Source organism: Pantoea sp. R13S299, assembly GCF_048515925.1.
Lineage (GTDB): Bacteria > Pseudomonadota > Gammaproteobacteria > Enterobacterales > Enterobacteriaceae > Pantoea.
In genome coordinates this window covers 368,542-390,293 of sequence record NZ_JBLYEF010000004.1, presented here as the reverse complement: position 1 = coordinate 390,293, position 21,752 = coordinate 368,542, and the positions used below count along the sequence as shown (strand labels likewise).

16 protein-coding genes are annotated in these 21,752 nt (G+C 56.5%); 4 read left to right on the top strand and 12 right to left on the bottom strand.

The genetic code is table 11. From position 1 onward, the window contains the following. Positions 1-6: 6 nt before the first annotated feature. Positions 7-915, bottom strand: a complete 909-nt coding sequence (cysD, locus tag ACN1CO_RS18835) for a sulfate adenylyltransferase subunit CysD (RefSeq protein ID WP_033733611.1) — start codon at positions 913-915, stop codon at positions 7-9. A 9-nt stretch (positions 916-924) separates the two neighbouring features. Then, on the bottom strand, positions 925-2,340 hold the full coding sequence (cysG, locus tag ACN1CO_RS18830; protein ID WP_419140256.1) for a siroheme synthase CysG: 1,416 nt from the start codon (positions 2,338-2,340) through the stop codon (positions 925-927). Positions 2,341-2,705: 365 nt separating this feature from the next. On the opposite strand from cysG, the gene ACN1CO_RS18825 reads away from it, so the two are divergent. Together ACN1CO_RS18825 and ACN1CO_RS18820 are read left to right on the top strand one after the other, a co-directional pair. Beyond that, positions 2,706-3,719 (top strand): aminopeptidase, encoded by a 1,014-nt coding sequence (locus ACN1CO_RS18825; protein ID WP_419140255.1) that lies wholly within the window; start codon positions 2,706-2,708, stop codon positions 3,717-3,719. Between the two features lie 9 nt (positions 3,720-3,728). Continuing rightward, positions 3,729-4,013: a YciI family protein gene (locus tag ACN1CO_RS18820; protein ID WP_419140254.1), complete on the top strand. Its 285-nt coding sequence runs from the start codon at positions 3,729-3,731 to the stop codon at positions 4,011-4,013. Positions 4,014-4,073: 60 nt separating this feature from the next. On the opposite strand, the gene ACN1CO_RS18815 is transcribed toward ACN1CO_RS18820, so the two are convergent. From ACN1CO_RS18815 to cysJ, 3 genes are read right to left on the bottom strand one after another with little or no spacing between them, the layout of a single operon-like run. Beyond that, positions 4,074-4,808 carry a phosphoadenylyl-sulfate reductase gene (locus ACN1CO_RS18815; protein WP_004571209.1) on the bottom strand — a complete coding sequence of 245 codons (735 nt, stop codon included), beginning with the start codon at positions 4,806-4,808 and terminating at the stop codon, positions 4,074-4,076. Further along, a complete protein-coding gene (cysI, locus tag ACN1CO_RS18810; RefSeq protein ID WP_419140253.1) occupies positions 4,805-6,526 on the bottom strand; it encodes an assimilatory sulfite reductase (NADPH) hemoprotein subunit in 1,722 nt (573 codons plus the stop codon). Before cysI ends, ACN1CO_RS18815 begins: the two co-directional genes overlap by 4 nt. Continuing rightward, the gene (gene cysJ / locus ACN1CO_RS18805; RefSeq protein ID WP_419140252.1) at positions 6,526-8,331 is read right to left on the bottom strand and encodes an NADPH-dependent assimilatory sulfite reductase flavoprotein subunit; all 1,806 of its coding nucleotides are present in this window, start codon (positions 8,329-8,331) and stop codon (positions 6,526-6,528) included. The genes cysI and cysJ overlap by 1 nt, the downstream gene beginning before the upstream one ends. A 299-nt stretch (positions 8,332-8,630) precedes the next feature. Here cysJ and queD point away from each other — a divergent pair, with 299 nt between their 5' ends. Further along, on the top strand, positions 8,631-8,990 hold the full coding sequence (gene queD / locus ACN1CO_RS18800) for a 6-carboxytetrahydropterin synthase QueD (RefSeq protein ID WP_013358878.1): 360 nt from the start codon (positions 8,631-8,633) through the stop codon (positions 8,988-8,990). Between the two features lie 98 nt (positions 8,991-9,088). On the opposite strand, the gene queE is transcribed toward queD, so the two are convergent. The 6 genes from queE to rlmD form a co-directional block, all read right to left on the bottom strand. After that, positions 9,089-9,760 (bottom strand): 7-carboxy-7-deazaguanine synthase QueE, encoded by a 672-nt coding sequence (queE, locus tag ACN1CO_RS18795; protein ID WP_419140251.1) that lies wholly within the window; start codon positions 9,758-9,760, stop codon positions 9,089-9,091. Positions 9,761-9,909: 149 nt separating this feature from the next. Beyond that, a complete protein-coding gene (gene eno / locus ACN1CO_RS18790; protein ID WP_419140250.1) occupies positions 9,910-11,205 on the bottom strand; it encodes a phosphopyruvate hydratase in 1,296 nt (431 codons plus the stop codon). 76 nt (positions 11,206-11,281) lie between these two features. After that, positions 11,282-12,919: a glutamine hydrolyzing CTP synthase gene (pyrG, locus tag ACN1CO_RS18785; protein WP_013358881.1), complete on the bottom strand. Its 1,638-nt coding sequence runs from the start codon at positions 12,917-12,919 to the stop codon at positions 11,282-11,284. A gap of 230 nt (positions 12,920-13,149) precedes the next feature. Then, entirely contained in the window at positions 13,150-13,938 is a 789-nt protein-coding gene (gene mazG / locus ACN1CO_RS18780) for a nucleoside triphosphate pyrophosphohydrolase (protein WP_419140249.1), read from the bottom strand. 156 nt (positions 13,939-14,094) lie between these two features. Next, positions 14,095-16,326: a GTP diphosphokinase gene (gene relA, locus ACN1CO_RS18775; RefSeq protein WP_419140248.1), complete on the bottom strand. Its 2,232-nt coding sequence runs from the start codon at positions 16,324-16,326 to the stop codon at positions 14,095-14,097. Between the two features lie 29 nt (positions 16,327-16,355). Beyond that, positions 16,356-17,672, bottom strand: coding sequence for a 23S rRNA (uracil(1939)-C(5))-methyltransferase RlmD (gene rlmD, locus ACN1CO_RS18770; RefSeq protein ID WP_419140247.1), 1,317 nt, complete (start codon positions 17,670-17,672; stop codon positions 16,356-16,358). Between the two features lie 94 nt (positions 17,673-17,766). On the opposite strand from rlmD, the gene barA reads away from it, so the two are divergent. Then, on the top strand, positions 17,767-20,496 hold the full coding sequence (gene barA / locus ACN1CO_RS18765) for a two-component sensor histidine kinase BarA (RefSeq protein ID WP_419140246.1): 2,730 nt from the start codon (positions 17,767-17,769) through the stop codon (positions 20,494-20,496). A gap of 84 nt (positions 20,497-20,580) precedes the next feature. Here the strand turns inward: barA and ACN1CO_RS18760 are convergent, their stop codons facing one another. After that, positions 20,581-21,720, bottom strand: a complete 1,140-nt coding sequence (locus ACN1CO_RS18760; RefSeq protein WP_419140245.1) for a glycerate kinase — start codon at positions 21,718-21,720, stop codon at positions 20,581-20,583. Positions 21,721-21,752: the final 32 nt, after the last annotated feature.

The following is a 21,752-nucleotide window of genomic DNA, read 5'->3' as shown; positions in this document are numbered from 1 at the left end:
GTCTCCTTAGAAATAACCCTGACGTTTTTTCAGTTCCATCGAACCGGACTGATCGCGATCGATCATGCGGCCCTGACGCTCGCTGGTGGTGGAAACCAGCATCTCTTCGATGATCTCCGGCAGCGTCTGCGCTTCGGACTCAACCGCGCCGGTCAGCGGCCAGCAGCCGAGCGTACGGAAACGGACCATCCGCTGGGTGATCTCTTCACCCGGCTGCAGGTTGATGCGATCGTCATCGATCATCATCAGCATGCCATCACGCTCCAGCACCGGACGTGGCGCGGCGAGATAGAGCGGCACGATCTCGATGTTTTCCAGGAAGATGTACTGCCAGATATCCAGTTCGGTCCAGTTCGACAGCGGGAAGACGCGGATGCTCTCGCCCTTATTGATCTGGCCGTTGTAGTTGTGCCACAGCTCAGGACGCTGGTTTTTCGGGTCCCAGCGATGGAAACGGTCACGGAAGGAGTAGATACGCTCTTTAGCGCGTGACTTCTCTTCATCGCGACGTGCGCCACCAAAGGCTGCATCAAAACCATATTTGTTCAGCGCCTGCTTCAGCCCTTCGGTCTTCATGATGTCAGTGTGTTTGGCACTGCCGTGGACAAACGGGTTAATCCCCATCGCCACGCCTTCCGGGTTGCGGTGAACCAGCAACTCTGCGCCCATCGCTTTCACGGTGCGGTCGCGAAACTCGTACATTTCACGGAATTTCCAGCCGGTATCCACATGCAGCAACGGGAACGGCAGCGTGCCCGGGTAAAAGGCTTTACGCGCCAGATGCAGCATCACTGAGGAGTCTTTACCGATGGAGTACATCATCACCGGGTTGCTGAACTCCGCCGCGACTTCGCGAATGATGTGGATACTCTCTGCCTCCAGCTGACGCAGATGAGTGAGTCGTTTTTGGTCCATGATTTTCCCTCAAGCCAGATTGACAACGGCGGACTCGCGAGCCCCCTGCTGTGCTGAATGTTTAAACCAGGCGAGTTGCCCGTGCAGATTAACCACCTCTCCGATCACCAGCAGCGCCGGGGTAGGTGCCGAGGCGGCCAGCGCCTCAAGTTGTTCTAAGGTGCCGGTCAGCACCTGCTGATCCTGACGGGTGCCGCGACTGATCACCGCCACCGGCGTTGATGGTGCGCGACCGTGCTGAATCAGCGCCGCACTGATAGCCGCCGCTTTAACCGTTCCCATGTAGATCGCCAGCGTCTGACGCGCACGCGCCAGCGAAGGCCAGTCAATGTCATCCCCATCGGGACGGCAGTGACCGGTAATAAACATCACGCTTTGCGCGTAGTCGCGGTGAGTCAGCGGAATACCGGCATAGGCTGTCGCACCGGCAGCTGCGGTAACGCCTGGCACCACCTGGAACGGAATACCCGCCTGCTGCGCCGCCTGCAGCTCTTCGCCGCCACGGCCAAAGATAAAGGGATCGCCGCCCTTAAGGCGCACGACGCGCTTGCCTTTCAGCGCCAGTGAAACCAGCAACTGATTGATCTCTTCCTGCGGCAACGTGTGCGCGCTGGCCCGTTTGCCGACGCAGATGCGATCGGCATCGCGGCGCACCAGATCCAGCACCTCTTCGCTGACCAGGTGATCATAGAGCACCACATCGGCTAACTGCATCACCTGCAGGCCCCGCAGCGTCAGCAGGCCGCTGTCGCCCGGCCCGGCGCCCACCAGGAAGATTTCACCCTGACGGGTCGGCTCTTCCTGCAGTTCACGGTCCAGCGTGCGTTTCGCCTCTTCAACGTTACCGGCTGACATCTCACTGGCGAACCGGCCATTAAAAGCCCGCTCCCAGAAGCGTCGACGATCAGACATGCGGCTGAAGCGCTGTTTAACTTTATCGCGCCAGAGTCCAGCCACTTCCGCCATCTGACCGAGACTGGCGGGCAGCAGCGTTTCGATTTTTTCGCGCAGCATGCGGGCCAGCACCGGTGCGGTGCCGCTGGAGGAGATCGCCACCACCAGCGGTGAGCGGTCAACAATCGAAGGGAAGATAAAGGTGCACTTTGGCTGGTCGTCGACCACGTTAACCAGCTTATGCCGCGCGTTAGCGGCTTCAAAAACCTGGGTGTTGAGATGGTTATCGTCGGTGGCGGCAATCACCAGGAAAACGCCATCCAGCTGGGACGGATCAAATTCGGTCGCCAGCCACTCCAGATCCTGGCTTTCCAGCAGTTCCTGAAGTTCAGGGCAGAGTTCACGAGAGGCGATCAGAACGCGCGCACGCGCACGACGCAGCAGTTCAATTTTTCGCGACGCAATATCTCCACCGCCGACAACCAGAACCGGGCGGCCAGAGAGATCGGCAAAAAGAGGCAAATAGTCCACGTTAACCCTGATGTTTTAACTTTGTATTAACGCGACTATACGTCGCTGGGTTTATCCAGATGAAATTACGAATTGGAATGAGTAGTTACCGAATGGAATAACGACTCCGCAAAGCACAGAACAATTTGGTCTTAGCAGATGAAATTTAATGTTTTTTTCGTGAACCGGTTCACAGATTCGTGCCCGAGCCTGCACCTGTAAAAGCAGATAAGTGCCAGTGATAAGTGCGCGTTGCTTCTTTCTGTTAAAGCAGCGCCCGATTCCGCTAACCAGGTCGCAGAACAAAAAGGGTATAATACGCGCGGCATAACTGGCCCTGGCCGGTATGCAGAACGCCTCCCGGATAATGAAAAAAAGGATGCATTATGTTTTGTTCCCTCCGCTTGAGGGTAGCGACAGTTTTGTTTAGCGCACTCATTTCCCCGCTGGCTCTGGCCACGCCGACTGGCCAGTTTGCCGAACAGCAGGTCCGGCACATTGCCACTTATTTCCCTGGCCGCATGAGCGGCAGTCCGGCGGAGCTAATGGCCGCTGACTACCTGCAGCAGCAATTTACCGCGCTGGGTTATAAAACCGATACCCGCCAGTTCAACACTGGCTATAAGTGGCAGGAAAATGACGGCACACAGCGCTGGCATAAACTCACGGCCACCTCGGTCATTGCCGCGCGCGCAGGCAGCGTGCCGCAGGAGATTCTGATCGTGGCGCATCTGGATACCTGGACGCCGCAAAACAGCAGCCAGGCCCATCACAATCTGGGCGGCTTACGCCTGCAGGGCGTCGATGACAATGCGTCAGGTCTTGGCGTGATGCTGGAGCTGGCGCAGCAGCTGAGTCGCAAGCCGCTGCACTATGGCATTCGCTTTGTGGCGCTGAGCGCCGGAGAAGCGGACCTGCATGGCATGGATAACTATGTTGAGCGGATGAGCACGCGCGAGAAGAAGAACACGCTGCTGGTCATCGATCTGAACAGCCTGATCACCGGCGATCATCTCTATTTCAACAGCGGCATGAACACGCCCCGGGCGGTGCGCAAGCAGACCAGCGATCGCGCTCTGCTACTGGCACGTCAGCAGGGCATTCCCGCTGCCAGTCATCAGCTGAATCGCAACGACTTCAACGGTCTGAATGCCTTCGACAAGGCAGGTTTTCCGCTGCTGGATGTCACCGCCAGCAACTGGATGCTGGGGAACAAAGATGGCGCACTGCAGCGTCATCGCAGCCACCACTTTCCTGATGGCGTAACCCGTCATCAGACTGACCTGGATAATCTCAGCTATCTCGACCGCTGGCTGCCGGGCCAGATTGCCCTGCGAACCCGCGACAGCGTGCGCGTGCTGCTGCCGCTGATCAGCGAACTGACCAATCCCAAAGTATAAGGATCTGACATGTACGTGGTCTTTCTGAATTACGTTCGTCCGATAGAAGAGGTTGAAGCGCTGCTGGCAGGCCATATCGACTGGCTCGATCGCTATTTTGAGGCGGGCAGTTTTATTGCCGCAGGGCGAAAAGATCCGCGCACGGGCGGCATGTTGCTGGTCAGGGAGATGGAACGTGAAGAGCTGGATGCGATCTTAGCGGAAGATCCGTTTGTCGCGGTGGCAGAGTATGAAGTGACAAAAGTGAATGTGACGCGTGCAGCGGAGGCATTTGCCGGATTAAAAGGCGTTTAGCTTCCCGCCAGACCGTCACGAAGCACTTCTCTCCCTGATTTCAGGGAGAGAAGCACGGCATCAGCCTTCGTGCAGACCACACTCACGCTTGAGACCGAAGAAGCGTGTCTCTTCTTCTGCCATACCCGGCTCCCACTTGCGGGTGGTGTGGGTATCGCCCACTGAAAGATAACCTTCATCCCACAGCGGATGGTACTTCAGCTTGTGTTGCTCCAGATACTGGTGAATCTGGCGGTTATCCCAGTCGATAATCGGCAGCAGCTTGAAGACGCCACGCTGCACGCCCAGCACCGGCAGATTCGCCCGGCTGCCGGACTGGTCGCGGCGCAGGCCGGCAAACCAGGTCTGCGCGCCCAGCGTTTCGATAGCGCGGTTCATCGGCTCGACTTTGTTGATTTCGTTATATTTCTCAATCCCCTCGACGCCCTGCTCCCACAGTTTGCCGTAGCGCGCTTCCTGCCAGGCCGGTGAGGTTTCGGCACGGAACACTTTGAGGTTGAGATTGAGCTGGTCCGCTAGCTCATCAATAAAACGATAGGTCTCCGGGAACAGATAGCCGGTGTCGGTCAGGATCACCGGAATATCGGGCTGCTGACGCGTCACCAGATGCAGCGACACCGCGGCCTGAATACCGAAACTGGAGGAGAGCACATAAGCACCCGGCAGATTCTCCAGCGCCCAGCTGACACGCTCTTCCGCTGATGACTTCTCCAGCTGCGCATTGGTCGCCGCCAGCGCCATGGCGCGCTGGACTTTGGACATCTCATTCAGTGCTGCGAGGTCGGGCTGACTCATTTTGCTTCCTCCCAAAAATCGCGTGCCGGGTCCAGCACCGGCGCTACAATGCCCGCGCGGATGGTGAAGTCACCAAAGCCTTCTGCGGCCTGGCGCTCGGTGGCCCAGCGTCCCACCAGCTCATCAATGGTGGCGAGAATTTCGCTTTCGTTAATGTTTTCACGATACATACGGGGAATACGCGTTCCGCTGCGGTTTCCACCCAGATGCAGGTTGTAGCGGCCTGGCGCTTTACCCACCAGACCCAGCTCAGCCAGCATGGCACGGCCGCAACCGTTCGGACAACCGGTAACGCGTAACACTATGTGCTCATCACCGACGCCATGCGCGTGCATGATCCCTTCGACTTTGGTCACGAACGCTGGCAGGAAACGTTCAGCTTCTGCCATCGCCAGCGGACAGGTCGGGAACGCGACGCAGGCCATCGAGTTTTCGCGCTGTGGCGTAACGTGATCCATCAGACCATGTTCACGGGCGATCGCTTCGATCTGCGCTTTATCACTTTCCGGCACGCCCGCCACAATCAGGTTCTGGTTGGCGGTCAGGCGGAAATCGCCCTGATGGATTTTCGCAATTTCAGCGATGCCGCTTTTCAGCGGTCGGCCCGGATAGTCGAGCAGGCGGCCATTTTCAATAAACAGCGTGAGGTGCCATTTGTTGTCGATGCCTTTGATCCAGCCAATGCGATCGCCACGGGTGGTGAACTCATACGGACGGATCGGCTCAAACGTCAGGCCAGCGCGTTTTTCAACTTCTGCTTTAAAGGTCTCAACGCCGACGCGTTCCAGGGTGTACTTGGTTTTGGCGTTTTTACGGTCGGTACGGTTACCCCAGTCGCGCTGAGTGGTGACGACCGCCTCGGCCACATCAAGGATCTTCTCAACCGGGAAGTAACCAAACTCGCTGGCGGTGCGCGCGTAAGTCGCTTTGTTACCGTGTTCAATCGACAGGCCGCCGCCCACCAGCAGGTTGAAGCCCACCAGCTTGCCATTCTCAGCGACAGCGACAAAGTTCAGATCGTTGGCGTGCAGATCCACATCGTTATGCGGCGGGATCACCACGGTGGTTTTGAATTTACGCGGCAAATAGGTTTCACCGAGAATCGGCTCTTCGTCAGTAGTCGCGACTTTTTCTTTATCCCACCAGATCTCTGCATAGGCACGGGTGCGCGGCAGCAGATGCTCAGAGAGCTTCTTCGCCCACTCATACGCTTCCTGATGCAGCTCCGACTCCACCGGGTTCGAGGTACAGAGCACATTACGGTTCACGTCATTGGCGGTCGCCAGCGCATCCAGGCCCACTTCATGCAGCATCTGATGGGTCGGCTTGACGTTCTTCTTCAGAATGCCGTGAAACTGGAAGGTCTGACGGTTGGTCAGACGGATGCTGCCATAAATGGTTTTATCGGTAGCAAATTTGTCGATGGCCAGCCACTGGGTCGGCGTAATGATGCCGCCCGGCAGTCGGCAGCGCAGCATCATCGCATGGCGCGGTTCCAGCTTCTGCTCGGCACGTTCGGCACGAATGTCGCGATCGTCCTGCTGGTACATGCCGTGAAAACGGATCAGCAGGAAGTTGTCGCCGGTAAAGCCGCCGGTCAGACCCTCTTCCAGATCTTCTTTGATGGTGCCGCGCAGATAGTTGCTCTGCTTCTTCAGACGCTCAGCGTCCGTTAATTTGCCTTCTACAACCAGCGGGCCAGGGTGTTTATCACTCATTAGTAAACGTCTCGCTGATAACGGCGCTCAATGCGCAGCTCACTTAAAAATTCGTCGGCCGTTTCACGATCCATTCCACCGTGTTCGACCACCACATCCAGCAATGCCTGCTCGACGTCTTTTGCCATTCGATTCGCGTCGCCACAGACATAAAGATGCGCGCCCTCTTCAATCCAGCGCCAGACTTCGGCCCCTTTCGCGCGGATCTTATCCTGTACGTAAATCTTCTCTGCCTGATCGCGTGACCAGGCAAGGTCGATATTCGTCAGCAGGCCATCCTTCACATATTTCTGCCACTCCACCTGATAGAGGAAGTCATCGGTGAAGTGCGGATTACCAAAGAATAGCCAGTTTTTGCCGCTGGCACCGTCGTTGTCGCGCTGCTGCATAAAGGCGCGGAACGGCGCGATGCCAGTGCCCGGGCCAATCATGATCACCGGCGCGTCCGGGTTAGCCGGCAGGCGGAAATTGTCGTTGTGCTCGATGAAGACGCGGACTTCGCCCTCTTCTTCGATGCGATCGGCCAGCCAGGTCGATGCACCGCCGCCGCGCTGGCGACCCTCAATATCAAAGCGCACGGCACCCACGGTGATGTGCACTTCGGTATCGGTTTCGGCCTGCGAAGAGGCGATAGAGTAGAGTCGCGGCGTCAGCGGTCGCAGCAGGCCGGTCAGCTGAACTGCTGTGAGTTCAGCCGGGGCCAGACGCACCATATCTACAATCGGATAGTGCTGCGCATACTGCTGCAGCCTGGCTTTATCATCCACCAGCGACAGCAGCTCGGCGTTACGGGACAGCTGAGCGTACTGCGCCACGATCTGCGCGGTATTCACCGTCAGCTCGAAATGCTTCTGCAACGCCTCAGCCAGCGGCAGGGTTTTGCCCTGAACCTCTACCAGCTCATCGCCCTTCAGCCAGACCAGCTCCAGCAGTTCGCTGACCAGCGCTGCATCGTTTTCATACCAGACACCCAGCGCATCGCCAGGCTGATAGCGCAGACCGGAGTCGCCCAGATCGATTTCGATATGGCGCACATCTTTGTCAGAGTCACGTCCGGTAATTTTCTGATTCACCGCCAGACTGGCGCTGAGCGGAGACTCTTTGCTGTAGGGACTGGTGGTAACTTCGTTGACGCTGCCTGCCGCTGTCGCCGCAGCCTGCGCCGGGGATTCGGTCGGCACACGCTTTTTCAGAATTTCTGTCAGCGCACTGCGCCAGGCGGTAGCCTGCTCTGCATACTCAACATCCGCATCGACGCGATCCAGCAGACGCTCGCCGCCCAGTTCGGCCAGACGGCTGTCAAAATCTTTGCCCGCCTGACTGAAGAATTCATAGGAAGTGTCGCCCAGGCCAAATACCGCAAAGGCTGCCCCCTCCATTTTCGGTGCCTTTTTCGACATCAGGAATTTATGCAGTGCCACCGCCTCTTCCGGCGGCTCACCTTCACCCTGGGTGGAGGTCACCACCACCAGCATTTTTTCCTGACCAATCTGCTTGAACTTGTAATCACCGGCATTCACCAGGTTTACGTTCAGCTTTGCGGCCAGCAGGTCGTCACGCAGTTGCTCAGCCAGACGACGGGCGTTGCCGGTCTGAGAGGCGGAAAGCAAAGTGATGGCGGGCACTTCAGCCGGAGCGGGCGCGGATGCCGTGCTGGCGACGGCCGGCGTCTGTTCTACCCGGCCCCAGAAATAGCCTGACAGCCACGCCAGTTGAGTCGGGGAATAATCTGTCGTCGCCGCCTGTAAGCGAGCGAGTTGTTCCGGGGAGAGCGGAAGCAGTGAACCAGGTGCCTGAGTCGTCATCGCGTTAAAAATTCCAGTATCAGAAGTCCGGACCGTAAAGTGGCGGAAGAGTGCGTAGGTTACCGGTCCGTATATTAACGATTAAATACACCTTCGACATATCAAATAACCAAAATGACTAAATGGTTTTCCAGGTAGTCGTAATCGTTAAAAGTGGTAAGTAAAGCGGTGGTATATCAGTTAATTAACTGGTCGCCCGTGTGCAATCAGGCAGGAAAAGTATCGCTTTGTGCGGTGCGGGTGCGAAAAAAACGGTAATCAGGTAGAATTCAGCGGTTTTTTAATGTCTGAGAACCACTATGTCTACCACCTTGTTTAAAGAGTTCCAGTTCGAAGCCGCGCACCATCTTCCGAATGTGCCGGCCGGACACAAATGTGGCCGTCTGCACGGTCATTCGTTCCTGGTTCGTCTGGAGATTACCGGCGAAGTGGATGCGCATACCGGCTGGGTTATGGATTTTGCTGAACTGAAGGCGGCATTTAAGCCCCTCTATAATCGGCTGGATCACTACTATCTGAATGATATTCCTGGCCTGGAAAATCCCACCAGCGAAGTGCTGGCGAAATGGATCTGGGATCAGATGAAGCCACAACTGCCGCTGTTGAGCGCGGTCATGATCAAAGAAACCTGCACTGCAGGCTGCGTTTACCGCGGCTAAGCCTGTCGGATCGAACCCTTCGATCCGACGCTCTTCCCCTCTCCGTTTCGCATCTGAATTCCCCCTCTTCCCTGCGGTTAACCCCTCAACACGCATTATCAGGCGATATTGAGATATTTATGGGTCTGCATCGACAGACGCCAGTTGCGTGCAATGCAGGTTTCAATGCAGAGTCGGGTGGCATCATCTTTGCGGCTGATCGGCTGTAACGCGATGATCCGGGCTTTGGTGTCATTAATGCTGGCCAGCAGCAGATCCAGCGCTTCGACATCGCGCTCGCGCGCCACCGGATGTTTGATCTCATCGGCCCGGCTCAGCGCCTGGGGCAGAACATCGTAGCCGCCGCGCATATTGACCTTCGGGGAAACGGTCACCCAGGTCTGTCCGGAGCAGTGAATCTCATGGGTTCCGCTGGTTTCAATCTGACACTGGAAACCGTGCTGCTCCAGCGCAGTCGTTAATGGACGCAGGTCGTAAATCGCCGGTTCGCCGCCGGTAATCACCACGTGACGCGCTGTCCAGCCCTGTTGCGCAATGGCATTCACCAGGGTTGCCGCGTCGGCATCACCCCAGGCGTCGCTTTCCACTGTCTTGATCAAAATATCGCCCAGCGATGTTTCCCGATCTGTCCGCTTTTCCCAGGTGTGTTTGGTATCGCACCAGCTACAGCCCACCGGGCAGCCCTGCAGGCGAATGAAAATAGCAGGCACGCCGGTGTAATAACCTTCGCCCTGCAGTGTCTGGAACATTTCGTTAATCGGGTAGAACATTTTTTACTCGCCTGGATAAATCGGGGCGCTGATTATGCCAGCGTGTGCCACACAACAACAGCTGCGCGACACGAAAAAGCAAAAGCCCCGCACAAGGCGGGGCTTTCAGAGTATGCGATACCGCTTAACGCGACATCAGCACAGGGTCATTACTGACCTTTAACTTCTTTCAGACCGTTGAATGGCGCTTTAGAACCCAGCGCTTCTTCGATACGGATCAGCTGGTTGTACTTAGCAACACGGTCAGAACGGCTCATAGAACCGGTTTTGATCTGGCCCGCTGCAGTACCTACCGCCAGGTCAGCGATGGTTGCATCTTCGGTTTCGCCTGAACGGTGAGAGATCACGGCAGTGTAGCCCGCGTCTTTCGCCATTTTGATCGCAGCCAGAGTTTCGGTCAGAGAACCGATCTGGTTGAATTTGATCAGAATGGAGTTAGCGATACCTTTATCGATACCTTCTTTCAGGATTTTGGTGTTGGTTACGAATAGGTCGTCACCCACCAGCTGGATTTTGTCGCCCAAAACTTTGGTCTGGTAAGCGAAGCCATCCCAGTCAGATTCGTCCAGGCCATCTTCGATTGAAACGATCGGATACTGTTTAGTCAGATCTTCCAGGAAGTGGGTGAACTCTTCTGATGTGAACGCTTTACCGCCTTCACCGGCCAGAACGTATTTGCCATCTTTGTAGAACTCAGATGCCGCACAGTCCATTGCCAGGGTGATGTCTTTGCCCAGCTCGTAGCCTGATGCTTTTACCGCTTCAGCGATAACAGCCAGTGCTTCGGCGTTGGAACCCAGGTTTGGTGCATAGCCGCCTTCGTCACCGACTGCAGTGCTCATGCCTTTGCTTTTCAGAACTTTTGCCAGGTTGTGGAAAACTTCAGAACCCATACGGATGGCTTCTTTCAGGTTTGCAGCGCCAACCGGCTGAATCATGAATTCCTGGATGTCGACGTTGTTGTCGGCATGTTCGCCGCCATTGATGATGTTCATCATTGGCAGTGGCATAGAGTATTTGCCTGGGGTGCCGTTCAGTTCAGCGATGTGCTCATACAGCGGCTGACCTTTAGAGGCTGCAGCAGCTTTAGCCGCTGCCAGTGAAACGGCCAGAATGGCGTTAGCACCGAATTTAGATTTGTTCTCAGTACCGTCCAGGTCGATCATGATCTTATCGATGTTCGCCTGATCTTTCGCGTCTTTGCCTTTTACCGCTTCAGCAATCGGACCGTTTACTGCAGCAACGGCTTTAGTTACGCCTTTGCCCAGATAACGTGATTTGTCACCGTCACGCAGTTCCAGCGCTTCGCGTGAACCGGTAGAGGCACCTGATGGCGCAGCGGCCAGGCCTACGAAACCGCCTTCCAGATGCACTTCAGCTTCAACAGTCGGGTTACCACGTGAGTCGATAATTTCGCGACCGATGACTTTTACGATTTTGGACATTACGATTTTCCTCAGTACAAGTTAGTCAATCCTAAGACAAGCAACGCGCGAAAAGTTCGCGCGCTGCCTGTGAAACTTACTTCGCTAAACGCTTCTGATGCTCATGCGCGGCTTTAACAAAACCGGCAAACAACGGATGGCCGTCGCGTGGGGTCGAGGTAAACTCCGGGTGGAACTGGCAAGCCACAAACCACGGATGGTTCGGGATCTCGATAATCTCAACCAGTTGATCATCACCAGAGCGACCTGCTACGCGCAGACCGGCTGCTTCAATCTGCTTTAACAGCATATTGTTCACTTCGTAGCGGTGGCGATGGCGCTCAACGATGGTGTCAGAGCCGTAGAGCTGGCGAACCTGGCTGCCCGGCGTTAACTGACACTGCTGGCTGCCCAGACGCATGGTGCCGCCCAGATCGCTCTGCTCGCTGCGGACTTCGACGTTGCCCTCTTCGTCACGCCATTCGGTGATTAATGCCACCACCGGGTATTTACAGTCTGGCACAAATTCAGTGGAGTTGGCGCCAGGCATGCCAGCGACATTGCGGGCAAACTCCATCAGAGCGACCTGCATACCCAGGCAGATGCCGAGGTAAGGCACGTTGTTTTCACGTGCGTACTGCGCGGTCATCAGCTTGCCTTCCACGCCACGGTAACCGAAACCACCTGGAATCAGAATCGCATCCAGATCTTTCAGTAATTCGACACCGCGTGATTCAACGTCCTGCGAATCGATCAGTTTGATGTTCACAGTAACGCGATTTTTCAGGCCGCCATGTTTCAGCGCTTCGATGACGGACTTATAGGCATCCGGCAACTCAACATACTTGCCCACCATACCGATGGTGACTTCACCACCCGGATTGGCTTCTTCGTAGATTACCTGCTCCCACTCGGCCAGGTTGGCTTCCGGTGCATTCAGGTTGAAGCGCTTGCAGATATAGTCATCCAGGCCCTGCGATTTCAGCATGCCAGGAATCTTGTAGATGGAATCAACGTCTTTCAGCGAGATAACCGCTTTTTCAGGGACGTTACAGAACAGGGCGATTTTGGCGCGTTCGTTGGCCGGTACGGCACGGTCAGAACGGCAAATCAGCACGTCTGGCTGGATACCAATCGACAGCAGCTCTTTTACGGAGTGCTGAGTCGGTTTGGTTTTCACTTCACCGGCCGCCGCCATGTAAGGCACCAGCGTCAGGTGCATATACATCGTGTGTTCGCGGCCCACATCCACGGCCATCTGGCGAATCGCTTCCAGGAACGGCAGAGATTCGATATCTCCGACCGTGCCGCCGATTTCGACCAGCACCACATCATGACCTTCACCGCCTTCAATAATGCGTTCTTTGATGGCGTTGGTGATATGCGGGATAACCTGAATGGTTGCGCCCAGATAGTCGCCACGGCGCTCTTTGCGCAGGACTTCTGAGTAGATACGGCCAGTGGTAAAGTTGTTACGACGCGACATTTTGGTACGGATGAAGCGCTCGTAGTGACCCAAATCCAGATCGGTTTCAGCGCCGTCATCAGTGACGAAAACTTCACCGTGCTGCGTCGGGCTCATGGTGCCTGGATCCACGTTGATATACGGGTCCAGCTTCATGATGGTCACGTTCAGACCACGGGCTTCGAGAATGGCTGCGAGGGAGGCTGCGGCAATGCCTTTACCCAGAGAGGAAACGACCCCGCCGGTCACAAAAATATAATTCGTTGTCATGCTGAACCTGAGAGTTTAGGTTTAAAGACGGTGGAATAACCAGGACGGGAAAACAGTATACTGGAAACCGCTATCAGCCACAATTGATGAATCACAGCCATCCTCCAACGCATTGCTGCGCCTTAACATAGCGGATAGCCGCCGATGAAATGTTGATGTGCGTCACAAAGTTGCCGCCGCGCTGAATCGAGTAAGCGAAAACGGCGACTTAATGCACAGCGCTGGAATAATCAGCGCTTCTCGCCCTGTTTAACCTGCTGCCAGGCCGCTTCCATCTGCTCCAGCGTCGCACCCGGCATACTCAGCCCCTGTGCAGCGATGATCGCTTCCACTTCGCGGAACCGGCGCTCAAACTTGTCATTGGCCTTTTGCAGCGCAGTTTCAGCTTTGCTGCCGAGATGGCGCGACAGATTAACCGTGGCAAACAGCAGGTCGCCAATCTCCTCTTCCAGCTTCTCGCTATCTACCACGCTCTGCTGTGCCTCGTGCATCACTTCATCAATCTCTTCATGCACTTTCGCCACCACCGGCCCCAGCGTGGTCCAGTCGAAGCCGACATTGTGACAGCGCTTCTGAATCTTGTGGGCGCGCATCAGCGCAGGCAGGGCTTTGGGGATATCGTCCAGCGCGGAATGCTGGGCTTTGTCAGCCCGCTCGGCAGTTTTAATCGCTTCCCAGTTTTTCAGCACTTCGCTGCTGGTTTCTGCCGTGGCATCGCCAAAAATATGCGGATGACGGCGCTCCAGCTTGTCGCTAATCGCGTTACAGATATCCTCGAAATTGAAGCGCTCCTGTTCGCTGGCCATCTGCGCATAGAACACCACCTGAAACAGCAGATCGCCCAGCTCGCCGCGCAGGTCGTCAAAATCTTCGCGCTGAATGGCATCCAGCACTTCGTAGGTCTCTTCCAGCGTATAGGGCGCGATGGTGGCGAAGGTCTGTTCACGATCCCACGGGCAGCCATGTTGGGGATCGCGCAGGGTTTTCATTATGCCAAGCAGGCGCTCAATCGCGTTCATTCAGAGGGTCCTTGAGTAGTCAGGTGACAGGTAACGGGCGAAGAGGCAAGGCGGCAACACTGGCGGATGCGGTGAACAGCCTCCGCCAGTGTGTTGTGGTGCAGAAAACGCCCGCGCAGGCTCTTGTTGCCGGTTGCCGCAGTGCCTGACTGAATATCAGTGCAGGCGGCGGGCGTCAATAATATCAGAGACCTGGTTCAGGCGCGCCAGGACACGTCCCAGTACCTGATGGTTATAGATCTCGATATCCATGTCGATGGTCGCCAGCTGCTTTTTGGTGTCGCTGCGGCTTGAAACGCCCAGTACATTCACTTTCTCGTTGGCGAGAATGGTGGTGATGTCGCGCAGTAAGCCGCTGCGATCATTGGCGGTGACGCGCACCACCAGCGAGTAACCGCTGGAGTAGCTTTCACCCCACACCGCATCGACGATACGTTCCGGCGCATGCGACGTAAGTTCAGCCAGCTGGTCGCAGTCGGCGCGGTGGATCGAGATGCCGCGCCCCTGCGTGATGAAGCCGACAATATCATCCCCAGGAATCGGCTGGCAGCAGCGGGCAATGTGGTGCATCAGATTGCCGACGCCCTCCACCACCACGCGCCCACTCTCTTTACGGGCAGAGGGGGTATAGGATTTCTGGGTCAGCTGACGCAGCGCTTCGCGGTCTTCCTCTTCGGCACTCGGCTTGTTGAGCTTCGCCTGCAGGAAGTTGACCATCTGGTTAAGACGAATATCGCCGCCGCCAATGGCCGCCAGCAGCTCTTCAAGCGAGGTCACGTTATAGCGCGGCAGCAGCAGTTTTTCCGCTTCACGCAGGCTGATATCGAATTGATTCAGTTCGTTATCCAGAATCTGGCGTCCGGCGATAATGTTCTTGTCGCGATCCTGTTTGCGGAACCAGTTATGGATCTTCGAGCGTCCACGGCTTGTGGTGATGTAGCCCAGATTCGGGTTAAGCCAGTCACGGCTCGGGTTCGGCTGCTTCTGGGTGATGACTTCAACCTGATCGCCCATCTGCAACTGGTAGGTGAACGGCACGATGCGGCCACCAATTTTCGCGCCGATGCAGCGGTGACCGATATCACTGTGAATATGGTAGGCAAAGTCGAGCGGCGTCGATCCGGCGGGCAGATCCACCACATCGCCTTTCGGGGTAAAGACGTAAACCCGGTCATCGAACACCTGGCTTCGTACTTCTTCCAGCAGCTCGCCGGAGTCTGCCATCTCTTCCTGCCAGCTGATCAGCTTACGCAGCCAGGCGATACGCTCTTCGTGTCCGGCCGCGCCGCGCGCGCTGCTGGAGGAAGGACCCTCTTTATACTTCCAGTGCGCCGCCACGCCCAGCTCGGCATCTTCATGCATCTGGCGGGTTCGGATCTGGATCTCCACCGTTTTGCCCTGCGGCCCTAAAACCACCGTATGAATTGACTGGTAGCCGTTGGGTTTAGGGTTAGCGACGTAGTCATCAAACTCGCTGGGCAGATGGCGATAGAGCGTATGCACCGTACCCAGCGCGCCGTAGCAATCCTGCAGACGATCGGCCACGATGCGCACCGCACGCACGTCAAACAGCTCATCAAAGGCCAGCGACTTTTTCTGCATCTTGCGCCAGATGCTGTAGATATGTTTCGGACGGCCGTAGACTTCGGCGCGCACGCCCTCTTTGGCCATCTCTTTACGCAGATTGCTGACGAAGTTATCGATGTACTGCTCACGGTCGATTCTTCGCTCATGCAGTAATTTGGCGATGCGCTTATATTCGTCGGGATGCAGATAGCGGAAGCAGTAATCTTCCAGCTCCCATTTAAGCTGACCAATACCCAGACGGTTGGCCAGTGGCGCATAGATGTTGGTGCTCTCTTTGGCAGCCAGCACGCGCTCATCTTCCGGCGCATCTTTCATTTCGCGCAGGTTCATGATGCGTTCGGCCAGCTTGAGCACCACGCAGCGGAAATCCTCCACCATCGCCAGCAGCATACGGCGGACATTATCGACCTGTTCAGAGGCCATGGAGTCGTTGTGAATCGCTTTCAGCTGGCGGATGGCGTCCATGTCGCGCACGCCGTGTACCAGCGAGACGATGCCTTTGCCGACAGCGGTTTCCAGCTCCTCTTCGCTCACCACTTCACCGTTAGCCAGCGGGAAAATCAGCGCCGCACACAGGCTTTCGATATCCATGCTGAGCATTGAGAGGATTTCCACCATCTCGATACCGCGCCACAGCAGCAGCGACTGATCGGGATGGCCCTGCGTCTGCGCTTCGCAGTAGCGCCAGGTCTCGGCAACACGTTGACATGATTGCGGGTTGGCAATACCGAGACTGGCGATCCACTGGTCGAGGGCGAAATCCCCCTCAGTATTTAAATGCGCACTTCTGACCGCAACCATAACCTCTCCTGCACAACGACTTACATCGCTTATGTTTTTCTGAACAGCACCATGGATTCGAGATGACGGGTATGTGGGAACATATCCAGCATCGCGACCCTTTCCAATTGGTAGCCTGCCGACAGCAATGTCTGACTGTCGCGGGCGAGTGTTGTGGGATTACACGAAACATAGACCACGCGTTCTGGTGCAAGTTTAACCACATGCGCCATTACGCCCGCAGCCCCGGCGCGTGCCGGATCGAGTAATACCTTGTTAAAACCCTGTGCCGCCCACGGCTGGCGCGACACCTCTTCTTCCAGATTATGCTGAAAGAAACTTACATTTTTAAGATTATTCAAATCAGCATTATACGCTGCCTGCCGCACTAATGCTGCAATCCCCTCCACACCAACCACATTATGTACGAAGATTCCTATAGGAAGTGTGAAGTTTCCCATGCCGCAAAACAGATCCAGCACCCGGTCTTCCGGCTGCAGATCGAGCCAGGCGATCGCCTTCGCCACCATCTGCTGATTAACGCCATCGTTAACCTGAATAAAATCCTGTGGGCTGAAGGTTAGCTTAAGCTGGTGAGATTGATAAAACGGCATCGACGTACTTAACGCGGTCAATGCTTCATCACCGGCATCCAGGAACAGCATCAGCTGATGCTTATGCGAAAACTGTTCCAGTTTTTCACGGTCATCGGCATGCAGCGCATCAAGATGGCGCAGAATCATCAGCGGGCCGTTGTCGGCCAGTACCAGTTCCACATGCCCGAGACGCCTGACGGCGCGTAAGTCGCTGAGACACTGGTGCAGCGGAACCAGTAGTGCCTCAAGTTCGGGCACTAAAACGGGGCAGTGCTGAATATCGACCAGATCGTTGCTGGCTTCCTGGCGGAATCCCATCAGCAGTCGCTGCGCTTTATTTTGCCATTGCAGACCCAGACGGGCGCGACGGCGATAGCCCCAGGGCTGTCCGGCGATCACCTCATCTACCGCCACGTCTTGTGCCGCGGCCTGGCTCAGCATCCGGCTCAGCGCCTGGGCTTTGCTCTGCTGTTGCAACGCCACATCGGCATGCTGCTGCTGGCAGCCACCACAGCGATCATAGTGTGGGCAGCGCGGCGTAACGCGTGCCGGACTGCGGCTAATCAGGCGTGTCACTTTCGCCCGGGCAAATTGACGTTTATCCTCTGTCAGCACGACCTCCGCCTGTTCACCCGGCAGAGCACCTGTGACAAAAAGGGTTTTGCCCTTGTGGCGCGCCACCCCCTGTCCAAACGGATCAAGCTCTTCAATGGTGACGGTGATCCGTTGTTGCGTCGTCACGCGCTGTTTTGCAACGTAGAATTGCGCCATAGTGTTATTAATTCTCTTTATCGAAAACGACCTGCATAGTTTTTGTCGACAGCATGCACAGGGACGTTAATGCCGGAGTAGCCAGGCGACTATTATGACCAAATACAGCCTGCGGGCGCGAATGATGATTTTAATTCTGGCACCCACGCTGATGGTTGGCCTGCTGCTCAGCTCATTTTTTGTGGTGCATCGCTACAATGAACTGCAGCGCCAGGTGATCGATGCCGGGGCCAACATCATCGAACCGCTGGCGATCTCCAGCGAATACAGCATGACCTGGCACAACCGTGATGCCATGCGTGAACTGGTCAGCCTGCTGCACCGCCGCCATTCCGGCATCGTCCGGGCGATCTCGGTGTTTGATAACCACAACCAGCTCTATGTCACCTCCAACCACAAGCAAAACCTCAGTCTGCTGCAGCAGGATGATATCCGGGGTCTGCCCGACGATGTCTCAATGGAGCGTCACGGCAGCATACTGATTCTGCGTACGCCGATTACCAGCGAGCGTTACGATGTGGATGAATTACCGGATGAAGATGCCAAGCCGTCGGGTAATCCGCTGGGCTACGTGGCGATAGAACTGGATTTGCAGTCGGTGCGGCTGCAGCAGTACAAAGAGGTGTTTGTCGCCACGCTGATGCTGCTCTTCTGCCTCTGTCTCGCCATGCTGTTTGCCTATCGTCTGATGCGCGATGTCACCGGCCCGATTCGCAACATGGTCACCACCGTTGACCGCATCCGTCGCGGCCAGCTCGACAGCCGCGTTGAGGGCTACATGCTGGGTGAACTCAGCATTCTGAAAAACGGGATTAACGCGATGGCGATGTCGCTGACCGCCTATCACGAAGAGATGCAGCACAATATCGACCAGGCAACCTACGACCTGCGGGAGACGCTGGAACAGCTGGAGATTCAGAACGTTGAGCTGGATCTGGCGAAGAAACGCGCCCAGGAAGCGGCGCGTATTAAATCTGAGTTTCTGGCCAATATGTCCCATGAGCTGCGAACGCCGCTGAATGGCGTGCTGGGCTTTACCCGGCAGATGCTGAAAACCCAGCTGCGCACTACGCAGCGCGACTATATGCAGACCATCGAGCGTTCCGCTAACAACCTGCTCAGCATCATCAATGACGTGCTGGATTTCTCGAAGCTGGAAGCGGGCAAGCTGATGCTGGAAGCGATCCCCTTCCCGCTGCGCGCCACGCTGGATGAAACGCTGGTGCTGCTGGCTCCGTCGGCGCATGACAAAGGGCTGGAGCTGACGGTGGTGTGTGACAGCAGCGTGCCGGACAACGTGATTGGCGATGCGCTGCGCCTGCAACAGATTCTGATCAACCTGATCGGTAACGCCATCAAGTTTACTGAGAAAGGATACATCGGCCTGCGCGTCGGACAGCGGGTGATTACGCAGTCGCGCGTTGAGCTGGAGATTCAGGTTGAGGACACCGGCATCGGCATCTCTGAGCAGCAACAGACACAGCTGTTCCAGGCGTTCCGTCAGGCTGACGCCAGCATTACACGCCGTCATGGCGGCACCGGGCTGGGGCTGGTCATCACCCAGAAACTGGTGCGGGAGATGGGCGGTGAAATCACCTTCAGCAGCCAGCCAGATCAGGGCTCTGTCTTTGTGATTCGCGTGCAGCTGGATCTCAATCCCAATGCGCCAGGCATGCCGCGCGTGCTGGAGGCACTCTCCAATGCGCGCATTGCCTACGTGGAAGCGGATGCTAACGTTGCCAGCCCGGCGCTGGAGATGCTGAGCGCTACTCCGCTGCAGATCGATTACAGCGAAACGCTGGAGGGATTAAAAGAGTCTCACTATCCGCTGCTGCTGATGGCGATGCCGGTCGATATCAGCCAGCCCGAACTGCTCAATGAGCGTCTGATTAATGGACTGCTGGATCGGGCAGACAACGTGCTGATGGCGCTTCCCAGCCCGATGATGTTACTGGCTGATGAGCTGAAGGTGCGCGGCATTGACGGCTGTATCGCTAAACCGATCTCCCTGACGCGGCTCCTGCCGATGTTACTGGATCTCCATACCCGGCAGATCAGTGAACTGCCGCTTTCACCGCGTCTGCCGCTGACGGTGATGGCGGTGGATGATAATCCCGCCAACCTCAAGCTGATTGGTGCGCTGCTGGAGGAGCAGGTGCAGAACATCCTGTTGTGCAGTAGTGCAGAACACGCCATTCGCGAGGCGCGCCAGCAGTCGCTGGATGTGATTCTGATGGATATTCAGATGCCTGAGATTGATGGTATTCGCGCCAGCGAAATTATCCGCAGTATGGCGCATCACGCCAGCACGCCGATTGTGGCGGTGACTGCTCATGCGATTGATGGCGAGCGTGAGCAGTTAATCAAGGCGGGCATGAATGACTACCTTGCCAAGCCGATTGATGAGAGCAAGTTAAGACAGCTGCTGGCGCGCTACACGCCGCCTCCGGTGGTCTCTGTGCCCGAACTGCTGCCGATATTACCGACGCTGGACTGGCAACTGGCGCTGCGACAGGCGGCGAACAAACCCGAACTGGCGCGCGATCTGCTGCGGATGCTGCTGGAGTTTTTACCGGAAGTACATACGAAGATGGCGCAGTTTATGGCGACCAATGAGGTCAACGCCCTGCGTGAGATTATTCATAAGCTGCACGGCAGCGCCAGCTACAGCGGTGTGCCGCGCATGAAGCAACTCTGTCATCAGCTTGAGCGGGAGCTGCTGGAAGCCAGCGATATCGCCGCGCTGGAGCCGGAACTGCTGGAGCTGCAGGATGAGATGGAGAACGTCGCCAGAGAAGCCAGGCAGCTATTAGGAATGGTGTAAGGCTTCTGCGCTTCTGTCGCCAGCGCAGAAACTCACCGGGCCGCGCGTCAGCGCTCACTGCCTGCGGCCCTGTGAGACTGGCGATTATTTAAATCCGGCCAGTTTCAGCGTGGCGGCCACATTACGCGCCGTCATCTCAACATTTTTTCCGGCACTGGCGAGCGCCTCATCCAGTGAACAGATGCTGTAGAGCACGCTGAATACCGCATCGATTCCGTGCTGATGCACCACGCCGACATCCGCCGTCAGGCTTCCGGCAATGCCGATTACCGGCTTGTTAAAACGCTTTGCCACGCTGGCGACCCCAATCGGCACCTTGCCATTAATACTCTGGCTGTCGATGCGACCTTCACCGGTAATCACCAGATCCGCATCTTTCACTTCTTCCGCCAGCCCCAGCGCCTCTGTAACAATCTCAATGCCGCGCCGCAGTTCCGCATGACAGAAGGCGTGCAAGGCTGCACCCATGCCGCCCGCAGCGCCGCCGCCTGAAATGTGCAGCACATCGATATCGAGATCGCGGTGAATAATCGCAGCGTAATGGGCCAGCGCCTGATCAAGCTGCTGCACCAGCGCCGGAGTCGCCCCTTTCTGCGGACCGAAAATGGCCGATGCGCCCTCTTTGCCGGTCAGCGGATTGGTGACGTCACAGGCCACTTCAATGCGGCACTGATGAATGCGGGCATCCAGCGCGTCAATATCAATGCTGGTGAGGTCAGAAAGCGCGCCGCCACCGTGCCCAATCTCGTTGCCCTGAGCGTCCAGCAGCCGCGCACCCAATGCCTGCATCATCCCGGCACCGCCATCATTGGTGGCGCTGCCGCCGATACCAATGATGATGTGGCCGACGCCCTTATCCAGCGCATGCCTGATCAACTCGCCGGTGCCGAATGAGGTCGTGATCAGCGGGTCACGCTGGGACGCTGGCACCCGCTCCAGTCCGCTGGCCGCTGCCATTTCGATATAGGCAGTAGACTCATCGCCGGACAGGCCATAAAAGGCGTCGACCTGCGTACCCAGCGGCCCGGTCACCTTCAGCCTGACGATTTTTCCCTTCGTCGCCGCCACCATCGCTTCTACCGTGCCTTCGCCACCGTCGGCGACCGGTATTTTCACGTAATGCGCATCGGGGAAGATGTCACGGAAGCCCGCTTCAATCGCCGATGCCACATCCAGGGCGGATAAACTCTCTTTATATGAATCCGGTGCGATTACGATTTTCATAGGCAATCCGAGCGCAGTTAATTTATTGAAAC